The organism is Nostoc sp. NMS9 (assembly GCF_017114995.1).
Taxonomy (GTDB): Bacteria; Cyanobacteriota; Cyanobacteriia; order Cyanobacteriales; family Nostocaceae; genus Nostoc.
Map to the genome: position 1 here is coordinate 25,844 of NZ_JABXKL010000013.1, position 18,287 is coordinate 44,130.

The 18,287-nt window shown below is 41.1% G+C and carries 16 protein-coding genes; 6 read left to right on the plus strand and 10 right to left on the minus strand.

Features of this window, described 5'->3' with window-relative positions; genetic code table 11:
- The first annotated feature begins 504 nt into the window (after window positions 1–504).
- Window positions 505–1,593 (plus strand): fatty acid desaturase, encoded by a 1,089-nt coding sequence (locus HWQ40_RS04580; RefSeq protein WP_292775241.1) that lies wholly within the window; start codon window positions 505–507, stop codon window positions 1,591–1,593.
- Between the two features lie 431 nt (window positions 1,594–2,024).
- Here the strand turns inward: HWQ40_RS04580 and HWQ40_RS04585 are convergent, their stop codons facing one another.
- Window positions 2,025–2,213: a hypothetical protein gene (locus tag HWQ40_RS04585; RefSeq protein WP_292775243.1), complete on the minus strand. Its 189-nt coding sequence runs from the start codon at window positions 2,211–2,213 to the stop codon at window positions 2,025–2,027.
- Window positions 2,214–2,342: 129 nt separating this feature from the next.
- Here HWQ40_RS04585 and HWQ40_RS04590 point away from each other — a divergent pair, with 129 nt between their 5' ends.
- From HWQ40_RS04590 to HWQ40_RS04600, 3 genes are all read left to right on the plus strand, one after another.
- The gene (locus HWQ40_RS04590) at window positions 2,343–2,720 is read left to right on the plus strand and encodes a hypothetical protein (protein ID WP_292775244.1); all 378 of its coding nucleotides are present in this window, start codon (window positions 2,343–2,345) and stop codon (window positions 2,718–2,720) included.
- Between the two features lie 228 nt (window positions 2,721–2,948).
- The gene (locus HWQ40_RS04595; protein ID WP_292775246.1) at window positions 2,949–3,824 is read left to right on the plus strand and encodes an SDR family oxidoreductase; all 876 of its coding nucleotides are present in this window, start codon (window positions 2,949–2,951) and stop codon (window positions 3,822–3,824) included.
- 94 nt (window positions 3,825–3,918) lie between these two features.
- On the plus strand, window positions 3,919–5,415 hold the full coding sequence (locus HWQ40_RS04600) for an HlyD family efflux transporter periplasmic adaptor subunit (protein WP_292775248.1): 1,497 nt from the start codon (window positions 3,919–3,921) through the stop codon (window positions 5,413–5,415).
- A gap of 337 nt (window positions 5,416–5,752) precedes the next feature.
- Here HWQ40_RS04600 and HWQ40_RS04605 read toward each other — a convergent pair whose 3' ends face one another.
- The 4 genes from HWQ40_RS04605 to HWQ40_RS04620 form a co-directional block, all read right to left on the minus strand.
- The gene (locus HWQ40_RS04605; protein WP_292775249.1) at window positions 5,753–7,429 is read right to left on the minus strand and encodes a S8 family peptidase; all 1,677 of its coding nucleotides are present in this window, start codon (window positions 7,427–7,429) and stop codon (window positions 5,753–5,755) included.
- 587 nt (window positions 7,430–8,016) lie between these two features.
- Window positions 8,017–10,767, minus strand: a complete 2,751-nt coding sequence (locus tag HWQ40_RS04610) for a peptidase domain-containing ABC transporter (RefSeq protein ID WP_292775250.1) — start codon at window positions 10,765–10,767, stop codon at window positions 8,017–8,019.
- A complete protein-coding gene (locus HWQ40_RS04615; RefSeq protein WP_292775251.1) occupies window positions 10,716–11,498 on the minus strand; it encodes a peptidylprolyl isomerase in 783 nt (260 codons plus the stop codon). Before HWQ40_RS04615 ends, HWQ40_RS04610 begins: the two co-directional genes overlap by 52 nt.
- A gap of 367 nt (window positions 11,499–11,865) precedes the next feature.
- Window positions 11,866–12,663 (minus strand): TIGR00297 family protein, encoded by a 798-nt coding sequence (locus HWQ40_RS04620; RefSeq protein WP_292775252.1) that lies wholly within the window; start codon window positions 12,661–12,663, stop codon window positions 11,866–11,868.
- 419 nt (window positions 12,664–13,082) lie between these two features.
- Here HWQ40_RS04620 and HWQ40_RS04625 point away from each other — a divergent pair, with 419 nt between their 5' ends.
- A complete protein-coding gene (locus HWQ40_RS04625; protein WP_292775253.1) occupies window positions 13,083–13,514 on the plus strand; it encodes a VOC family protein in 432 nt (143 codons plus the stop codon).
- Between the two features lie 63 nt (window positions 13,515–13,577).
- Here the strand turns inward: HWQ40_RS04625 and HWQ40_RS04630 are convergent, their stop codons facing one another.
- Window positions 13,578–14,213: a triacylglycerol lipase gene (locus HWQ40_RS04630; RefSeq protein ID WP_292775254.1), complete on the minus strand. Its 636-nt coding sequence runs from the start codon at window positions 14,211–14,213 to the stop codon at window positions 13,578–13,580.
- A gap of 516 nt (window positions 14,214–14,729) precedes the next feature.
- On the opposite strand from HWQ40_RS04630, the gene HWQ40_RS04635 reads away from it, so the two are divergent.
- Window positions 14,730–15,293: a hypothetical protein gene (locus HWQ40_RS04635; protein WP_292775255.1), complete on the plus strand. Its 564-nt coding sequence runs from the start codon at window positions 14,730–14,732 to the stop codon at window positions 15,291–15,293.
- Between the two features lie 140 nt (window positions 15,294–15,433).
- Here the strand turns inward: HWQ40_RS04635 and HWQ40_RS04640 are convergent, their stop codons facing one another.
- The 4 genes from HWQ40_RS04640 to HWQ40_RS04655 all read right to left on the minus strand — a co-directional run bounded on the left by HWQ40_RS04640 (window position 15,434) and on the right by HWQ40_RS04655 (window position 18,241).
- Complete coding sequence (locus HWQ40_RS04640) at window positions 15,434–15,655, minus strand: hypothetical protein (protein ID WP_334981511.1); 222 nt, start codon at window positions 15,653–15,655, stop codon at window positions 15,434–15,436.
- Window positions 15,656–15,742: 87 nt separating this feature from the next.
- On the minus strand, window positions 15,743–16,807 hold the full coding sequence (locus HWQ40_RS04645; RefSeq protein ID WP_292775256.1) for a tetratricopeptide repeat protein: 1,065 nt from the start codon (window positions 16,805–16,807) through the stop codon (window positions 15,743–15,745).
- Between the two features lie 68 nt (window positions 16,808–16,875).
- Window positions 16,876–17,583, minus strand: coding sequence for a 16S rRNA (uracil(1498)-N(3))-methyltransferase (locus HWQ40_RS04650; RefSeq protein WP_292775257.1), 708 nt, complete (start codon window positions 17,581–17,583; stop codon window positions 16,876–16,878).
- 13 nt (window positions 17,584–17,596) lie between these two features.
- On the minus strand, window positions 17,597–18,241 hold the full coding sequence (locus HWQ40_RS04655; protein WP_292775258.1) for a Uma2 family endonuclease: 645 nt from the start codon (window positions 18,239–18,241) through the stop codon (window positions 17,597–17,599).
- Between the last annotated feature and the right edge of the window lie 46 nt (window positions 18,242–18,287).

The following is an 18,287-nucleotide window of genomic DNA, read 5'->3' on the forward strand; positions in this document are numbered from 1 at the left end:
GCCTCTTGCTGGAAATGCTGTTCCTGGTGGCTCTGCCGCCAGCAAGGGAGGCGGCAGCCCCAAGGACGGCATTCCCAGTCGGAGCAGGGGAACGAGACAATATCTAAAAGCTGGTTCTAGGCTGGCTTTCACGTTAAGTTGACACCAATGGACACTGCCGTGCCCCTACAGGTGTACCTCACTTTAGTAATTAGAAAATAAAGACTAAGTCCTTAATAAAAAAATTGCCTACTAATCTAAATTTAAGATACTAATAGTATCTAGCTAGAAATGTGGTTAAAAAATAATTTTATTTAACTTCAGATAACTTTCACTTTTAGCCACAGAATTTATTCTGAGGAAGACTGTAGGAAATGCCAAAATTATGCAATAGGTCTATCACAAAAATATTTTGTGTTAGGATTTAGATGCTTACCTACTTGTGAATTGAATTATTCCAGTTTAAAAACGCTACGATTTACCGCAAAACTCTACTCAGTTAAATTATCTACCTGAAAATTCTTTATGAATGTTAGTACCGATCAGACACTTATTCACCAGAAAATATATGCGAAAGAATTACGTTTTCTGATGCCACCTGAAGCATTTATCGCCGATCCAAGTAAGTTAATTATCTTATTCATTAATCTGGCAATTTTGATTTTAGGCTGGATGATAGCGGCGCGGTTAGATTCTTGGTCGCCATATCTTTTATGGCTTTATCTACCTTTAAGCATCATTATGGGCAATAGCGTCGTTGTCTTACTATTTAGCACCCACGATTTGATGCATGGTAGCGTAATTAAAAACCCCCGATTAATCTATATCATTAGCTTTCTAGGGTTAACAATGTTGTGGATGCCACCAACGTTATGGAAAGCAGTTCATAACAGAGTACATCATAATCACACTAATGATTTTGGCGACCCAGATCGCAATTACTTATATGAACAGTCTGCAACCTGGGGAAAATGGATTCAGGACTTATTTGTGCCTTCAACTGAAGTCAATCCTATATGGTTCATAGTGGGAATGACTTCTGCTTGGGGAGTACATACTTTTCGCAATCTGACATCTGTGCTGTTTTTCAATCATGAATCCGTCGATTATGTTCCTGCTGCATTTACAGTCAGTCCTAAAGATCGTCGAGCGATCGCAGGGGAATTATTGATGATGATAATGATTCATTTAAGCATTCTAATCTATCTGCAATTTGAACCCATAAAACTCATACTTGGTTACTTTTTACCTATTGCAATTGGCTATGGTGGAATAATTTTTTATATTTATACAAATCATTTACTTTGTAGGATGACTAGCGTTAATGATCCACTTATTAATAGTATGTCTCTCCGGGTTTATAAAATATTTGACCTGTTGCATTTAAATTTTTCTCACCATACTGAGCATCATATTTTTCCAGGAATGAACTCTGACTATTATGTTGTAGTTAGGGATTTGTTAGAAACTAACTATTCTAAAAGCTTTAATTTATTGGATGCTGGGGACGCTTGGTATTTGCTACTGAAAACTCCCCGCCATTACAAAGATGAAAATACTCTTACAGATTGGTCAGGAAAAGAGTCTGTTCCTTGTCCTACAAGCGACAATTAAAAAGCTGACTTTTCACGGTATCTGGAAAACCTCTCTCTAAATCTCTCTCCTAAAAGGAGAGAGACTTTGAATTTTCCTCCTTCTTGAAGCGGAAAAGGGGTTAGGTTTTTAACTGTTTTTCCACATAACGTGAAAAAACAGTTAAAAACGACTCTTGCAAATGAATGCGCTGCTAGATACCGAGGATTTTGCAAGAAATATCGACCACAGGCAAAGCCAGACAAAAGAAACCACTGTGGGAGCCGCCTGTTAGCAGGAATGAAGATTATGAGCTTTTACTTTCTCAAACCCCAGTTTGCTTTCTCATTTCAGTGTTTTCCGCAAGCAAAATGGCATTTGACTTACTGATTTCGGTGTTTTCCGCAAGCAATATGCTTGATTGCTGACTCATTCCAGCAATTCACATACTTGTGACAACTATTCCTTTGAGATTACTTTTCTCTATCTTTATCTAATGCTTCCTGGATTGCACGACGGCAAAACTCTGGAGGATCATCTTTGCTGGATAGTTCTTCCTTCATAGTTTTTGTAACACGTAAGTTAAGACGCTCACTTAAAGGTTCTTCCCTCTCTGATTTAAATGGTTTTAAATTTTCTGAATGACCTTTAGGGTTAGGCATTTATGTAGAAATATAAATATAATTTGAATCACTGGTAGGCAGCAGATTAAATTGTTTTTTAGTGGTTGCTACAACTTGCCGGAAGTACAACCACCAATATCCAATTTCAAAAATGGACACTACTATTTTATGTTCACGCGTTCCGAACTTGAAATCAAGACTATTAAAGAATTACGCGACTTGTGTCGTAGATACGGCATCAAACCAACTGGGAATGCAGGATACAAAACCTCGTACATCGTAACTCTGATGGCATTTCCACTTTTAGCGCTGCAACAAATGAAGCAAGGTAAAGGGTTAAAATTCCCTAACTTTAACGCTATCCAGGTAATCAGTTCTGCTATAGATGAGATGAATTCACCCACAGATGAGCAAGCAGCACTAATTCGGATAACTTTAGAGGGCAGGAAAATGAGCTATCCTGACCGATATGACCAGGAGAACCTGCTGAATTTGCACAAGGCTAAGATGTCGCTTGAACAATCTATTGACTTGTTGAGCCAGTAAAACTAATCCTATTACTCTATCCCCTACATCTACAAAGATATAGGGGATAATTTTTAAAGTATTAAAATGAATAAGGTGTGACTTATTGGTATGAGAATATCTTGAGCATGGTAACAAAGTATAAAAATATGCTCATATCTCTATTTAAGTATTGCTCAATGGATTTTGAGCATATATTGAGCATTTTGACAACTATAAACGCTGTAACTATTCAATTTAGGTATTTATATGTTTCTGGTAACTGGAGCAACGGGAGGAATTGGCCGCAGAGTTGTGCGGCTCCTACGACAACGAGAACAGTCTGTGCGGGCATTTGTCCGCCTTAATTCGCGCTACAGCGAGTTAGAACACCGGGGTGCAGAAATTTTCATCGGTGACTTGCTAGAGGAAAAAGATATCCAGAAAGCTAGTCAGGGTGTGCGGTATATTATCAGCGCCCACGGTTCTGATAGCGATGCCCTATCTTTAGATTACCGTGCCAATATTGAACTCATCGACCAGGCGAAAGCCAATGGCGTAGAGCATTTTGTCTTCATTTCCGTACTGGGAGCTGATCGCGGTTATGAAGATGCTCCCGTTTTCAAAGCTAAACGAGCAGTAGAGCGATATTTGGCAGCTAGTGGCTTAAATTACACTATTTTGCGCCCAGCTGGATTAGCATCTAACTTGCTGCCACTAGTAGAACGATTTCGGGAAACGGGATTGTATCTGCTTGTTGGCGATCGCAAAAACCGTACCTCAATTGTCAGTACTGATGATTTGGCAAGGATGGTTGTGGATTCTGTGACAGTTGAAGGCGCTCGCAACCAGATTTTACCCGTCGGAGGGCCAGAGATTTTATTGCGAGAAGATATTCCCCGGATTTTTGGTCGGATTTTCGCCAAAGAACCAGTAATAATTAACTCACCCCTATTTGTGATTGATGGGTTACAGAGTGCATTGGGTTTATTTAATCCCCAAATCCAAAAAGCTTTGGGAACTTATCGCACATTGCTAGCAAATGAATTTTTCTGCACAAAAGATGAAATTGCCAATTTAGAAGCGATTTTTAACTTCCAATTAGAGACATTAGAAAGTTTTTTGCGGCGCTATTTAGCAGTTTAAATTAAACATAAGTCATTAGTCATTAGTCATTTGTCATTAGTGAATAACAAAGGACAAATGACCAATGACAAAGGACAAAGGATAAAGGACACAAATGAAATCTTCTCTAGCTGCAAATGCTGCTCAAGCACGTCAGACAAAAGAGCGATTCGCCCAACCGGAGGAACAACTTACTTATGAATTGGGGAAGGCAGTACAGGAATTGCCGCCCCTGTACACTAGATTATTAGCGGGAACGATGACCGCCATCGTATTTGGGGCGATCGCTTGGGCGTACTTCTCGCAAATAGATGAAGTCGCAACAGCACCGGGGGAATTAATTGCTTCTACACAGGTAAGACCGGTGACATCTTTGGGTGGAGGGTCAATTGTCGCTGTTAAAGTACAAGAAGGCGATCGCGTTACTAAAGGTCAAATTCTGATTCAAAAAGATCCAGACTTGCAAGTAACCGATGTTTCCCGCCTAGCTAAATCTACCAGATTAATTCAAGACGATTTGCAACGTTTGGATGCAGAACGTGTTGGAGGCAAAACTACTGGGACGAAAGTGCAAGATGAACTTTTAAGCTCCCGCCTGCAAGACTTCCAAGCTCGGCAAGCAGCAGCGGAAGCAGAAGCAAATCGTCAAATAGCACTCATCGATCAAGCTAAAGTCCGCTTGAGCCGGTTGCAAGATAACTTAGTTAATGCTAAAAGCAGCTTTGCGAATGCTCAAACCAACCTTGTCAATGCAGATAGCATCCGAATTAAAATTGAAAGTAATTTAGCCCTTGCTCAAGAAAGGGAAAAAAGCCTACGCACTCTAATTACTCCTGGCGCTGTGCCTCGTGTCGATTATCTGGATGCCCAAGAAAGATTAACTCGTGCAAAAACAGAAATCACCAGAGCGCAAGATGAAGTCATCAACGCCCAGAATCGAATCACAGAGGCTCAAGATAAAGTCACATCATTAGAAAAAGATATTGCTGCTCAAGTCCAGGAAATTCGCCAAGCAGAACAAGCTTACAACGCTGCACGCAGTCAGGCCCAGCGTGTAGCATCAGAACGCCAAAGCGAAATTTTGACGCAGTTTAATAAGCGTAAAGAAGAACTGACAACTGTTCAAGGTCAATTAGAGCAGGCGAGGAAGCAACAAGCTTTAGAAACGATTGAGGCTCCCGTAGCCGGTACAATTTATAAAGTCAAAGCCACCAAGGGGCCAGTACAATCGGGTGAAGAATTGCTGTCAATTTTGCCGGAAGGGGAAGAAATGCTTCTAGAGGTAAAAGTTCTCAACCGCGATATTGGGTTTATTCGTCAAGGAATGAAGGCAAAAGTGAAAATGGCAACTTTTCCCTTCCAAGAATTTGGCATTGTGGATGGCGAAGTTATGCAAGTCAGTCCAAATGCAATTGCTGATAAAGAATTGGGTTTAGTTTTTCCGACGAGGATTAAGCTAAATAAACACGCAGTTAATGTTCGAGGTCAAGAAGTAGAATTTACACCAGGGATGGCTGCTACAGGTGAAATTGTCACTCGTAAAAAGTCAATTTTGACATTCATCACTGAGCCTGTGACACGGCGGTTCAATGAGGCATTTTCTGTTAGGTAGGAAAGTCTGTTAGATTAGCGACAAGTAAGGGTTTAGCATTGTTCAGAGGTGTCAACTTAAGCTGAAATATCCTCACTGCATGAGTTTTGCCCTCACCCCCAGCCCCTCTCCCAAATTGGGAGATGGGAGCATAATTCTCCAGTTCCCCTTCTCCCATTTTGGGAGAAGGGGTTAGGGGATGAGGGCAACTCTAGAACGCTTTCTCTTACCTAACTTTTACCTGAAGTTGACACCAAAGAGCATTGTTAAACCCCTACATTTATTCACTACTGATGAGCAGGTTGGTTGATTTTCTTAACCGAGCAGTATTGAACTCAACTGCAAATCGCTATAATTTTCAAGCTATACCCAAAAATTTTCTATACTGATCTATTTGTTTTTGCATTCCCTCTAGTAGTTTGCCAAAATCAAGATTATTCTCATCCTGATTGCTATTCACATTGATGTTACCCAGAATTTTCTCATAGTTTTGAAATTGCGACCATAATTCTGGATTTGTTAATATGTTATTACCTTCAGCTGATATCAGATATTTTGTGGTTTCTGTAATTGACTGACCAATCACAGGACTAAAATCAGAATTATTCCAACTAGCGATAGTCTCTGGTGTAAGATATCTTGTGGTTTCTGTAATTGCCTGACCAATTAGAGAACCAAAATTAGAACTATTAAAACTAGAGTTTGTAGTTTGTGTGTTATTTCCTACGGTTTCTGCAATCATCTGACTTGCTAGAGAACTGACATTGGAAATGTTAAAACTAGAGCTTGTAGTTTGTGTGTTATTTCCTACGGCTTCTGCAATCACCTGACTCGCTAGAGAACTGACATTGGAAATGTTAAAACTAGAGCTTGTAGTTTGTGTACTATTTCCTGCGGTTTCTGTGACAATCTGACGTACTTGGGCATCAGTCAGGTTGGAGTTAGCACTAAGCATCAGAGCAACGATACCAGCAACGTGGGGAGCAGCCATAGATGTGCCGCTATAAGTTGCATACTGATTATTTGGAACTGATGAATAAACCTTGACTCCTGGAGCTGTGACGTAAGCGATTTCATTCGTTCCAGAGCGGTTAGAGAAGTCGGCCAAATTATTATTCTTATCTACTGCCCCAACGGCAATTCCCGACTTGGATGCATAGCGGGCGGGATATTCTGGTGATGAGCCACCATCATTACCTGCTGCCATGACGACAATCACTCCTTTACTGCTGGCATAGTCAATGGCTGACTCTAGAGTGCGATTGGAAGATCCGCCTCCCAAACTGAGGTTAATCACATTAGCTCCATTATCTACAGCGTAACGAATACCTTTAGATATGGAACTATAGGAACCAGAGCCAGAGCTATCTAAAGCTTTGACAGGCATAATCTTGGCATCGTAGGCAATACCAGTGACACCGTAGTTATTATTTTCTCCTGCGATCGTGCCGGAAACATGAGTACCATGACCATTGTCATCTAGGGTGTTGTTGTTTTTATCAGCGAAGTTCCAGCCGTAATTATCATCAATATAGCCATTACCATCATCATCTATACCGTTACCTGCAATTTCCTTGGTATTCGTCCAGATATTATTTGTTAAATCTTCGTGGTTATAGTCAACTCCAGTATCTACAACAGCGACAACAACGCCTCTACCTGTATATCCCTGTGCCCAAACTTCCGGTGCTTTAACCAGGTCTGCTCCCCAATTATTACCACCAAGATCGGGAACATCAGCAAAGGTATTCTGACCAATAGCTCTAGCCACTGCTGCTGCTCCATTAATCAAGCCATAGCCATTAGTGGAGTTATAATTTTGGGTGCTAAAAGTATTAGTAGTAGCATTACTGCTATTTTCAGATTTATCGTTATTTAGCAACTGCACATCAGCATCGGTTGATTTATAGCTACTACGTCTGCTGAAGTTGAGGCTGTATTCATCTTTCGTATTAAAGCTATCTAATGAGGAAATTGAAGTGGCATTTAGCTGTTTCTTTGACAATATATTGTTATTAACATCATCAATGTGCATAAATTTTTTCTCAAAGATAGCAACCGTTTTTTGACAGTTTGAAGCCTTGAAACCTTTACAAAAAAAAGATTTCCATGTGTGAATAAGCCTCGTTCTCAATAATTACTATGGAATTTAATAAGAAAATGCTAATTTTATTACCAAAAAAAAATATGATAATTACAGTTTTTATTAAGAGTAAATTTATCGAGTAAATCTTAAATATTTGAGGTGTATTAATGGAGACTAATGAAAAAATGATAACAGGACGTTATGACTCCTTTAATTACTCTTAGAACTGCTGCGATCGCTAGCTATAAAAATACTTATACCAATTCTCTATGAAGATGTGCCTAATTATTTTGGGACATAGCGAATTATCTTCAGAAAACCTCTGCGTACCTTTGCGTTGAAAAAAAGCTATAATTTGGCGCAGCTTTACAAAGAAACGGTATTACATCACTCAGACTCGATCAAGGGTAATTATTGAAATCAGCAAAATTAAAATGGCGAACGGAGTTATGCTCCATTCGCCAAAGGCTATGCTTAAGCCGCTTTGCAAACGTTGATCTTTTATATAGCCACAAGCTTTGAGTTAGTTAAATCTATTAAATGTTTGCTTGCTGCCGTTGATATAGTGACCAATACAAACCCTTTTGTTGCAACAATTGTGAGTGAGTACCACGTTCGGCAATCACACCTTGCTCCAATACCAAAATCAAGTCAGCACGTTTGAGGGGAGCAAAGCGGTGAGCAATCAGGAACACGGTACGGTTGGCAGAGATTTTTTGCAGGTTTTGCAGTACTTGTTGTTCAGTTTCACTATCCAAGGCACTAGTAGCTTCATCCAAAACTAAAATCGGCGCTTGGGAAAGAAATAGCCTTGCCAGAGCAATGCGTTGTCTCTGTCCACCAGATAAAGCTGTACCACGTTCGCCAACATTGGTTTCGTAACCGTAAGGTAATTGACTAATGAAGTCGTGTGCCACGGCTAATCTTGCCGCCTCTACTACTTGCTCTGCGGTAATATCGGGACTACCGAGAGTGATATTTTCCAAAATAGAACCGTTAAATAAAAAGTCTTCTTGGAGAACTACACTAACTTGTTGCCGCAGTGAGGCTAAATCAGCACTTTTTATATCAAAACCATCAATCAGGATGCGTCCTGATTCAATTTGATAGAGGCGTTGCAATAGCTTAGACAGGGTACTTTTCCCAGAACCGCTACGTCCGACAATGCCAACAAATTGCCCTGGTTCGGCACTGAAAGAGATTCCCCGCAGAATTGCTTCAAAGTTGGGCCGGTAGCGAAAAAATACTTGCTCGAAGGTGACTTGTCCTTTTAGAGGTGGTAAAACTAAGCCAGTTCCCAGTTCAGCTTCTGGGGAGACGTTGAGAATATCACCAATGCGATCTACAGAAAGTAGCACTTGTTGAAGGTTTTGCCACAACTGTACTAAGCGCAAAAGCGGGCCTGTGACTCTACCAGACAGCATTTGAAATGCAACAAGCTGTCCAATTGTAAGCTTTTGTTCGATGACTAACTTGGCACCAAACCAAAGAATCAGCATGGTGGACAAATTGGTGAGAAAATCACCAATGTTGCTGCTGATATTGGAGGTGGTAGAAGCTTTAAACCCTGTGCGAATGAAGCGGGCAAATAAGCCTTCCCAGCGATCGCGGGCTACTGGTTCGGCTGCGTGGGCTTTAACGGAGTGAATTCCGGTGATTGTCTCTACTAGAAACGATTGACTATCGGCACTCCGGTTAAAAGTTTCGTTGAGCCAGTTACGCAGAATTGGTGTTGCAACTATCGTTAATGTGGCAAATAGTGGCAGTACTGCTAAGGCCACAAAGGTGAGTGGAACGTTATAGTAAAACATCAATGCCAGGTAGACCACAGCAAAGATGCTATCTAGAATCACAGTTAATGCTGTACCTGTGAGAAACTGACGAATTTGTTCGAGTTCCTGGACTCTTGCTACTGTGTCTCCAACGCGCCGCGACTCAAAATAAGCTAATGGCAGACGCATCAGATGGCGAAATAGCTGTGCTGATAAACTCAAATCCAGACGGCGAGCTGTATGGGTAAAGATGAATAGGCGCAGAATACCTAGTATGGACTCAAATATGGCTACGCATAAAAGTGCCAGTGCCATCACATCAAGAGTTGGCAAACTCCCCTGCACCATCACTTTATCAATGACGACTTGGGTAATTAGCGGTGTTGTTAACCCCAAAAGCTGCAAGGTAAAAGATGCTAACAATACTTCTGTGAGCAATCCCTTATACTTCCACACTGCTGGGGTAAACCAACTGAGATTAAATTTTTCTTGCTGGGATATGAGTTCTACTTGCCACAATTGTCCATCCCAAGATGCCTCAACTATCGACTGCGGCAAGGTTTCACAAGTCCGTTCGGGATTTAGAGGGTTAGCGATAATTAAGCGATCGCCCTTAAATCCATAAGCTACCACCCAGGATGGACTCTGGGGTGAGTCAGAATTCCACAGCAATAAAGCTGGAAATGACAACTGTCGCAACTCACTCCAACTCACTTGTAACCGCCGCAATACTAACCCTAGCTTTTCTGCTGCTTCCACAACCTGTTTTGGGCGTTGTCCTCTGAGTTGACGCTGCACCCATTCCAGTTGCACAGAATTTTCTAACTGTTGCGCCACCATTGTTAAACAGGCAGCAGCGGTGTTCCAGCTGGCAACAAACGGGTAAATTGAAGTGATTAGATTGGCGGCTGGGAGTCCTTTTTGGGGTTGGAGGCTATGGGGGCTGGAAGTCCCGTCTGAGCCTGATGTTACTGAAGGAGTGCCAGAGAAGGAAAATGTCTCCCTTTGTCCCTCCATGTCCACTGGTAACGCTTGCCAAAATTCCTGAATTTGTGGGTGAGAAAATTCTGCCCACAGGGCAGTATCCCAACAAACTACTACCACTTCTTTACTAGCAGCTACAGCTTTAAAATCCGCAGACAGCTTTTGGAAGTCGCCAAACCAATCCCCTGCATCTAGGGCGGCTATTGGTTTGCCAATCCCTTCTTGAGACAGCGCATTGGGCGTGGCAATGCCCGACTTGTTGCGACTGTCGTCTCGCAAGCGGACTTTCCCAGCCACAATTAAAAATTGATAGCCACCGACATCGTTTGACCAGATTTTTTCTCCAAGACGATACTGGCGGGTTTGGCACTCATTTTCCAATCGGGATTGTTGTTCGGGAGTCAGCCAGCATAGCGGTGGCTGATTCCAAGGCAAAGAAGCTAGCACTTTTAATCGTAAGGATTCATTATCCAGAATTTTTAACTCACTTGTAACTTGACTGTCAGTTTTTGAATTTTCTCTGCTAGCCATTTTTCAAACAACTCATTTTGTAGTGCTTGCTGTAGTTGAGTATCTTCTAAAGACGCTGGTAGAAATTGTTCTACTCGAAACAAACCATAAGGCCCTTCTCCTTGGGGAGAGTCTTTGCCAACGATTTCTATTGGTCCGATCAATTGTCCAGGACTGGCGACATCAATAGCTGCCCGTAATATATCCGGCATACTACCTCGGCTGACGATTCCCATCATGCCATTCACAATTCGGTCATCTGAAAGGGAATACTCTTTAGCTAGTTGCTCAAAACTACCTCCTTCTTCTATTTGGGTTTGGAGTTCGTCTGCCAATTCTCGATTATCAACAACAATTCGGGAAAGTACTACCCGATCCAAGAAAATCTTGCGTTCAATAAAATATTCTGGGAGTTTTGTTTGTGTCACTACAGCTTTCAGCTTTTCTAACTTGTAACCAAAAGCAACCGATGTGTGAAAAGTAGCGTAATCTGTATTGTTTGTCTTTAACCATTCTTGAAAACTTTGGGGGTCAATGAGTTGATTTTTCAGCCTAAAGTCAATAATTGACTGTTCAGTTATTGCGGTGCCAATTTCAATATCATCTCGTGTTCTGATTTCTTCCTCAATTACGTACTGCCGGAGAATATCCCCAATGAACTGTCCCAATTTTCCAGAGGCTTGCAGGTACTTTACTGCTTGCTCTATAGAAATTATTTGGTCATTAATTGTCAAAAATGATAAAGATTCCATGAACTAGTTATGTGAAAATGGTTAAACACTTATAGGACTTTTAAATTAAATCATATAGAAATCATCTAGTGATTAATGGATAAATATGATAAAGATTCCATGAACTAATTACATCTAAATGGTCAAAAAATTATATAGTTAGTAAATAAAATAATTCGCCACGATCACTTTTACAGTCTAGTAGGGACAAAATCAGGATTGAAAATATTAGTGGTGGCGCAGTAGTAAGGCAAATTAGTTATTTTCTAGCAATGCCCTTCAAGAGTGCTGTTAGCGGATAGCTAGGGTTGAGCCAGTGCTGTTAGCGGCATTGTTTTGCTCAATGCCCCACTTAAACGAGTAATTGTAATTGTTTATTCTCGTCAGTCTAGTTAATGAAAGTTATCCATGTCCAAGCAAGTAGCACAGATGCGATCGCACCAATTAATGTATTAAAAATATTTACTACTTCATTGGTCAGCCAGGTATACTTAGATTGCAGTGTTGCACCAATCACACTTTCTAGGTTGGTGGCAATAAATGCTGCCAGCACACACCAAGCTACTCCCAATAGATCAATTAAACCAACTCCCCAACCCACAAATGCGATCGCTACAGAAGCCACAATCCCAGCTAAAGTTCCCTCCAAGCTTACCGCTCCTTCTGTACCGCGAGGCACTGGTTGGAGTGTAGTAATCAAAAAGGTGCTTTTACCATAAGCTTTACCGACTTCACTAGCAGTAGTATCAGCTAGCTTTGTGCTGAAACTCGCTACATAGGCTAACAATAGTAGAGACAGGGGATTGGGGATTAGAGACTGGGAAGTAGGTATGAGGAATCCCGAATTTATTATTCCTACTCCCAAGGCACACAGCGCCCCAGTCAAAGCCGAACCCCAAACATTTTCTGGGCCTCTTGCCCCAGAACGCTTTTCGGCAATTCCTTCTGCCTCCTTCTGCGCCATCCCGATGCGGGTAACGCCAGAACCAACCAAAAAATAGAACATTACTACTGCATATCCTTGCCAGCCTAATGTTACCCAAATTAAGATGGCCAAAAACCAGGCGTGGAATAATCCAGCAGGGGTAAGTAGCTTTTTCGGAGCAATCCAAGCTAAACCCAATAAAATTGTGTTTAATACTACTGCTACTAACCAGGGATTTACAAAATCAATTGAGGATGACATCAGCAATTAATCATGAGTAATTTTGTCTGAATATCAACAGAATAACGAATTTGTGATGCTTATTGCTTTATTTTTGAAACCTCTCTAGGTAAAGTAATATGTTTGTATTATTAACTAAATTGCGTAGGCATCACTCTGAAAGCTGAGTGTCAAACCATCAATGATGTCTTAGATATACACTGCAATATTGACTAAAGAACGTGGATTAAACAAAATGCAAAACTTCTTTTGAGTTAGGTAGACTCTTTTTTGTCGCCGCAGATTATAGTGGCTGAAGTACTACTCAATCCCCAATCTTAGTCATCAGGATAAAGAATATAAGTTAATGTCAATAAAAACTGTGTTCAAGTTAACCACAGTCAAAACTTAATAGCATAAATTGTAGATAGCATCAACTACTAGTCTTTTTAATACAACCGATGAGCCAAACTTTATTCCATCTAGCTTTCCCTGTAACTGACATTGCCCAAACAAAAGCATATTATATAGATGGTTTGGGCTGCCTTCCTGGTCGTGAAAACCACCATGCCCTGATTCTCAATCTCTACGGTCATCAATTAGTGGCTCATGTCACCAAAGAACCTTTGACACGGCAACAAACTATCTATCCCAGACACTTTGGGCTAATTTTTACCCAAGAACGTGACTGGCAAGACTTACTAAAAAGGGCACAACAACAACAGCTACTTTTTCGTGAAGAAACTAAAAATCGCTTTGTCGGTTCTCCTCTTGAGCATCGCACTTTCTTTTTAGAAGATCCCTTTTATAACTTCATGGAGTTCAAGTATTATCGTCATCCAGAGGCGATTTTTGGGAGTTACGAACATACACAAATTGGGGATAGGACTTAAAAAATTAAAAATTAAAAATTAAAAATTAAAAATCAAGTAATGCAAGTGTAACAAGCATCCTGGTTACTGACTGGATTTTTTATTCAGCAAGGGTAGCTTAATAGGCTTTGCTAAAGCTGCTGTGACTACCGCTAAACTCCTGGAGTCTGTCAGCATCCAAGGGTGTAGAGTAACTGGTACTATTACTTTGCTTCCTACGGGCATTTGTGAACTATTTGCTGGGACAATCATTAAATCATAAGGTGTCCAGATAGACGTAAAATCTAACTGTCCCAACATTACAGCATCAGAATTTAAATCCTTGAGAAAAATGCTGTCGGGGCGCATTTGTAGGCAACCAGGACGCCGGGAACCATAAGCAACCACAGTTCCATAATGGGGGGAAGAGATGGTAATAAATCGCTGCACGCGGTTAATTCCTCCCAATCGCTGAACATAGTAACGGCTGACAATTCCTCCCATGCTGAAGCCGATTAAATCTAGGCGTTGTTGTGGTGCAAAGGTCGCTGTAAGATAATCAGCTACTTGTTTTGCCAATTCATCAAGACCCACATCACCATTATTAGGAACTAGATTCAGGCTATATACAGACCAACCCTGTTGTATGAGGTATGCCCTCATTTTATGAAAAACTGCCTCTGTGTCGTCAATGCCGTGTATTAACAAAACGGGATTGCGTTGTTGATTTTCAATGTTCATTTACAAAATCTGGCTGAATTAAGGGGTGTATTTCACTTTTGTAGGTACTACTGCTCTACAGACTGAAGCTATTGCTTTTCGGATTCTTTAAAAGATATTGTTGCAAACAAAACTGAAATGCTTTCAACAATAGTTTGTATAAAATTTAACTAATTCATCTCGCCATCTGCCATTTGGCTATGACACTCTTCCCACTGGTTGAGAGTAAACTGCTTGTTTAACTTCAATTGGCTATTTACTAAACAAAGAAATGTTAATTATTGTAAAGCTTGCTTTCAGAATCTTGCTCTTAGCTACAGTAAAATTTAATAATTAGTTCTCGGTGTGTGCAGGTTGCAAATGCTTACAATAGAACATTTGCCCTGTGGTTTTACTACAATGTTAATTAAGCACAAACCTATAAGGGTTGTCACCAGAACGGGGTGACGCCAAGTAGATAATGTAACATTTTGTCGTAATTTTTAACAATTACGGTCGAGTTGCAAATATAAAAGGTAAAAGGCAGGGGTAATTGTAATGGATTTTATCAAAAAGTTAATTTCGGGTATTCAGGGTTTCTTTGGCGGTATTCTGGGTTTCATTACCGGACTGTTACCAGGGAAGAAGAAAAGCAACGGCTACTTCTTAGAATTGGACGAAGCCAAAGATGCCGCCAAAGATGCTGCTAAAGAGGTAGCATCAAACGCGAAGAAAGTGGCAGATACAGTTACATCGACAGTTACATCGAATGCTAAGAAAGTAGCAGAGACAATTACATCAGAAGCACCAACTTCATCCAAGCCAGATTCGTTAAATGGAACAAAAACCGCCGCTACTAAGGCTAAGGCTAAGGAAAAATCAGCTAAAAATCCCAAACCAGCTGACGTTCAATTAGTCCAGACTGCTGAAGGTCTTAAAGTTGAACCAGGCAAAAAAGCAAAAGCCGCAGCAGCCAAAGTACTCAAAGAGCAGCCAACTGAAACAACCTTTGCACCAAAATATCTTGCTCCTTCGACTACTAGTACTAATGGTCGTCGTCGTCCAGGGGCGAATATGAGTGCTTATCTAGACATGGCACGTCAGATTAAAACACCTAAATAATTCATAGAGACCGTAAATTTACGGTCTCTATAGATTAAACGTGAAGATGCAAGGTTAAGATACTTTGCCAGTTGTAGATGGGGGAACTCTCCAAAGTAAGAGCGATCGCTTTGAGGCTGGCGCTGATAACCTTGAGAATTTCATTTGAGGCGCAAAACCACCAGATGGAAGACTGCCAAATACTCCTTGGTAACTAACTGCTTCAGGCATTTCCACTGGCACTTGCATAGATTATTCGCTTCCTGGTTCAACCCGCAGGTCATCGCTGACAGCCACAAAAGCGGGTATTGAGAAAGCAGTTGATAAGTTAAGGCTGTTTTTGTAACTGCTTCTACACCAGCTTTGGTTTCAAAACTCACCATTTGATTCATCAAGTACTTTGATCCGAGGACGTCCCCACAACTGCCCTACAGCAATATTTCCTGTTTCTTCAAATATAAAATTACGAATTATTTAACAAACACCAGTCCACTATATAAATGAAAAGCTGAATCCCAATTAGTCTGTTCCCGACGAAACAGATCGATGTGAGACTTAATATGACTTAGCATTTCTGTTTGATCTAATGTTGTATCTGCAAAAAACGTGAAATCTGACCAGATTTTGACTTGAGGAAGTTGCTGGTCAATCCAACTTGATAAACTATTCCAATTAATTCTGATTGTATTTTGGCTAGCTTGAGGAATGATTTCTAAACCTTGCTGAAATTCATAGCCGTTATCATAAAGTCGGAGAATGCAACGTCTACCAGGTATGTGTAAATCACAAAACTGAGCATAGTCTTGTGTTTGAATTTTCCATTCCAGTTTACGGCGGGCATCAACATCTACAACTTGTTCAAAAATGGGCAAAAGTCCCACTACTCTTGCTGTGACTTCTGACCAGTCAAAAGTGAGAGAACCGAGTTGATTTACTTCGTTACGACAAACAACAGTAGCTTGTGGGGTAGATGCTTGGAAATGTTTGACTTGATAAACTTGAATTTGCTGAATTTGAACTATTGTTGCCCAAAAGCAAGGAATACCAGCCTGCTGTAGCTGTTTTCCATAAAATTTTAGTTCTCTTACTTGGCCAGTGCGGTACAATCTCCAACCACGACTTGGCAGTAGCAGCCTTGCAGTGTAGGGGTCTAGCTGCATAATCTGAGCGAATTTTCGAGATGCTTCTATTTTCATCTCGGTACTGAGTGGCTCTAAGACTAGTACGCCAAGTTCGGTGTTATTCGGTTCAGATTTTGCTTGGGAAATAGCTCTTTGTCTTTCTTCTAGCTCAATTTCTTGTAGCCGTCGCAAACCTTGGCGTGCGAGGGTCACTATTTTGGCATTTCTTGTATCTCGCAGCAGTTGCCGATAAATTTTTTCTGCATCTTGGCGCTTTTGAGATACTTCATGTAGCCGACCGAGATAATATTGTACCCAAGGATTTTCGGGTGATTCTTTTTGCAGCTGTTTGAGTAATTTAGCTGCTGTTTTGTAGTCTTTATGCTCAAAGGCGATCGCAACTTGCTCAATCATCACTTACTTTAAATACACGCTGGAGTGATGTCTCGCGCAAAAGTAATTTTGCGTGAGCTATAAATCATTTATACTTCACAAGCTGCGGTAATCAAGGATAATGCCACTACTGGGGCTGTAACTGCTCTCAAAACGCGGCGACCAAGGGAAACAGGTTGAAATCCAGATGACTTCGCATTCTCTACTTCTTCTGTTGTCCATCCCCCTTCTGGCCCAGTAGCAACGAGAATCTCCTCAGAAATACTACTCAGCACCTTGCTTAAATGGGGATACTCTCCACGAGCCTCACAAATATAACGGTGACTTATCTGATTCGCGGTGACAGCAGTATTAAAAGCAACAGGTTCTAAAATTGTCGGCACGAATGAGCGCTCTGATTGTTCAGCGGCTTCCGCAGCGATGCGCCGCCAGCGTTCCAGCTTTTGAGGACTAGGATGAAGTAAAGTGCGATCGCTCAATACTGGTGCAATACAAGCTACTCCCAACTCTGTACAACACCGTACCACTTCATCAAATCCATTGCCTTTGGGCAACGCTACCATCAGCGTAATCGATACAGGTAATTCAGTTTCTACTAAAAGTGGTTCTAAAGCCTTTGCTTGTTCCCCTGCTAGCTGCGCTAACCACCATTTTCCCTTACCATCCATTGCAATAAAGCGATCGCCTTCACGCAAGCGCAACACACGCCCTAAATAATGCTGTTGTTCTTTTGTAAGTAAAATTTGCCCTTGTTGGAGTTGGGAGGGTGCGATCGCAATTCTTTGCAGTTGAGACATTTTTCTTAATAAATTATTGCCCTGCTGTAGACATCTGCTGTCTAACCCAGGTACGGAAAGCACGAGTTGCTGCTATTTGTCCAACTTTTTTGCTTTCTTGGATAAATCGGGGAATCTCTGTCACCAGCACAGGCGCAAAAGTTGGACTGCGATCGCTTTGGGAGTATTGTCCACTATTAAGGGTGTAGATTCTCAACACATTTCCGTTATACCGCCAGAATTCTGGGACTCCCATTGAAGCATAAAGAGCCAACTTGTCTATCTTGGGTCTAGAATATTCTACTTCCAGTACTAGGTCTGGTGGTGGATCTGTATTCAGGTCAATATTTTCTTTGTTGCGGACTAATAGTTCGTTTTGGATATAGTAACTACTGTCCGGCTCCCCTCCTTGCTCCAAATCATCCCGCGTCATAGTCAACGAGCCAGCGCTTTTAACTTCTAAACCAAATTCTTCACACAACACAAGAACAAAACCTTCAATTAGACGGTTTGAGTTCTCGTGTGGCATCAGGGGGGTCATAATTTCTACTATTCCGTTGTCATAAGCTAGCCTTTTATTTCGCTCAGATCCCATATCTGCCAGCATAGCTTTGAATGTCTGCCAGCTGATGTTTTGCAGCACATCCCTAGTTTCTGCGAATTTTGCTGTCGTTACCATATTTCAGTTTTCCTGTGGATGTGTTACCTAACTGTATTAGGACTTA

What these genes read in the sequence shown, in the direction of transcription:
- HWQ40_RS04590 (WP_292775244.1), top strand. Translation starts at nt 2,343, where the DNA reads ATGTTCACGCGTTCCGAACTTGAAATCAAGACTATTAAAGAATTACGC.
- HWQ40_RS04640 (WP_334981511.1), bottom strand. Translation starts at nt 15,655, where the DNA reads ATGGTGAGTTTTGAAACCAAAGCTGGTGTAGAAGCAGTTACAAAAACA.
- HWQ40_RS04635 (WP_292775255.1), top strand. Translation starts at nt 14,730, where the DNA reads ATGGATTTTATCAAAAAGTTAATTTCGGGTATTCAGGGTTTCTTTGGC.
- HWQ40_RS04620 (WP_292775252.1), bottom strand. Translation starts at nt 12,663, where the DNA reads ATGTCATCCTCAATTGATTTTGTAAATCCCTGGTTAGTAGCAGTAGTA.
- HWQ40_RS04595 (WP_292775246.1), top strand. Translation starts at nt 2,949, where the DNA reads ATGTTTCTGGTAACTGGAGCAACGGGAGGAATTGGCCGCAGAGTTGTG.
- HWQ40_RS04625 (WP_292775253.1), top strand. Translation starts at nt 13,083, where the DNA reads ATGAGCCAAACTTTATTCCATCTAGCTTTCCCTGTAACTGACATTGCC.
- HWQ40_RS04650 (WP_292775257.1), bottom strand. Translation starts at nt 17,583, where the DNA reads ATGTCTCAACTGCAAAGAATTGCGATCGCACCCTCCCAACTCCAACAA.
- HWQ40_RS04605 (WP_292775249.1), bottom strand. Translation starts at nt 7,429, where the DNA reads ATGCACATTGATGATGTTAATAACAATATATTGTCAAAGAAACAGCTA.
- HWQ40_RS04630 (WP_292775254.1), bottom strand. Translation starts at nt 14,213, where the DNA reads ATGAACATTGAAAATCAACAACGCAATCCCGTTTTGTTAATACACGGC.
- HWQ40_RS04615 (WP_292775251.1), bottom strand. Translation starts at nt 11,498, where the DNA reads ATGGAATCTTTATCATTTTTGACAATTAATGACCAAATAATTTCTATA.
- HWQ40_RS04610 (WP_292775250.1), bottom strand. Translation starts at nt 10,767, where the DNA reads ATGGCTAGCAGAGAAAATTCAAAAACTGACAGTCAAGTTACAAGTGAG.
- HWQ40_RS04655 (WP_292775258.1), bottom strand. Translation starts at nt 18,241, where the DNA reads ATGGTAACGACAGCAAAATTCGCAGAAACTAGGGATGTGCTGCAAAAC.
- HWQ40_RS04580 (WP_292775241.1), top strand. Translation starts at nt 505, where the DNA reads ATGAATGTTAGTACCGATCAGACACTTATTCACCAGAAAATATATGCG.
- HWQ40_RS04600 (WP_292775248.1), top strand. Translation starts at nt 3,919, where the DNA reads ATGAAATCTTCTCTAGCTGCAAATGCTGCTCAAGCACGTCAGACAAAA.
- HWQ40_RS04645 (WP_292775256.1), bottom strand. Translation starts at nt 16,807, where the DNA reads ATGATTGAGCAAGTTGCGATCGCCTTTGAGCATAAAGACTACAAAACA.
- HWQ40_RS04585 (WP_292775243.1), bottom strand. Translation starts at nt 2,213, where the DNA reads ATGCCTAACCCTAAAGGTCATTCAGAAAATTTAAAACCATTTAAATCA.